At 75.8% G+C, this 1,428-nt stretch carries 1 protein-coding gene; it reads right to left on the reverse strand.

Going from position 1 to position 1,428, the window contains the following annotated elements:
- Nucleotides 1–90: 90 nt before the first annotated feature.
- The coding region (locus ABZ641_RS37250; RefSeq protein WP_359989007.1) for a PQQ-binding-like beta-propeller repeat protein at nucleotides 91–1,428 on the reverse strand (1,338 nt) is incomplete at its 5' end.

Genomic DNA, 1,428 nt, shown 5'->3' on the forward strand with positions numbered 1-1,428 from the left:
CCGCAGACCGGGGACGGAGACCCGTCCCCGTGCACCCACGCCGCCGGCCGGCCCGATCGGGGGACGGGCTGGCCGGTGGCGTGAGGTGCGTCAGCCCTTGGCCTGGAAGGCGGTGGCACTGCCGAAGTTGGCCGAGTGCTCGGGGAGCACGACGACCTTGCCGTCGGCGGAGAGCAGCCGGCCGGCCGTGAGCAGCGAGCCGGTGCCCAGCGGGAAGGCGCCGCCCTGGGTCTCCTGGCCGCCCGCGAGGGCGAAGCGGCTGATGTGGGCGGGCTGGTCGAGGCGCTCGTCGACGGCGAGCAGAAGGCCCCCACCGTCCAGGCCGACCGCGCGGGACTTGCGCTTCTCCGCGACGGCGGTCGTCCAGGTGGGCTTGCCGGTGGCGAGGTCGTAGGCGGTGACCGAGGTGGCCGGGCCGACGCCGTCGGCCGGGCCGAGGGCGGCGACCATGGTGTTCTGGTGGAAGAAGACGGTCGGCGCGGTGTCGAAGGTGCCGCGGCCGACGTCGAGGCGGCCGGCGTCGCCGGTGACCGGGATCTCGGCGGCGGGGTCGCCGGCGGTGCCCCAGGCGAAGATCCGGTCGTCGGCGGGCTTCTCGCCGGTGGTGGCGACGACGGCGGGTTCGGCGGAGAGCACGGTGACGGTCTTGGGCTTGTTGTTCAGCCCGCGCCACCACTTCACCTTGCCGTCGGCCGCGTTGAGGGCGACCGCCTGGTCGGTGGGGGTGCTGTCGGCGCAGCTGCTGTGCAGCACGACGGTGGCGCCGCTCGCGCCGCCGGAGAGGCTGCAGAACTTGCCCTGGCCGGTGTACTGCCAGAGGTCCTTGCCGTCCGCGGCGGCCCAGGCGGAGGCCTTGTCCTCGCCGACCGCGACGACCTTGTCGTCGAGGACGGAGACCTTGGCGTCGTAGCCGTCCTTGGTGTCGGAGAGGTTCTTCGTCCAGGCGGTCTTGCCGGTCTTGGTGTCGACGGCGGCGAGGACGGTGCAGGGGCTCTTGGGGTCGCCGCCGGTCCGGAAGAGCACGCCGCCGAGGCCGGCGGTGTTGACCGTCGGGGAGAGGCCGCACGGGGCGGCGCCCTGGCTGGGGGCGGTGACGGACCAGGTGGGCTTGCCGTCGGCGAGGGCGTAGGCCTGCACGCCGGTGCCGTCGGCGCGGACCACCGCGTCGGCGGTGATCCAGGAGCCGGCGAGGGTGTCGTCGGCGGAGGCCGGGGCGCCCGCGGCGGGCTTGGCGGCCCAGGCCTTGGCGTGGGCGACGGTGTAGGTGCGGGCCGCGGCGGAGTCCGAGCCGCCCCCGCCGGACTTCTCGCCGTCGTCGCCGCCGGTCACCAGGACGGCGGCGGTGACCAGGACGGCGAGCGCCGCGGCGCCGGCGCCGGCCCGGATCAGCAGGGTGCGGCGGCCGGGTCCGTGGTCCGCGGAGACGAC

The sequence above is a fragment of the Kitasatospora sp. NPDC007106 genome, assembly GCF_040634455.1.
In the GTDB taxonomy this organism is placed as follows: domain Bacteria; phylum Actinomycetota; class Actinomycetes; order Streptomycetales; family Streptomycetaceae; genus Kitasatospora; species Kitasatospora arboriphila.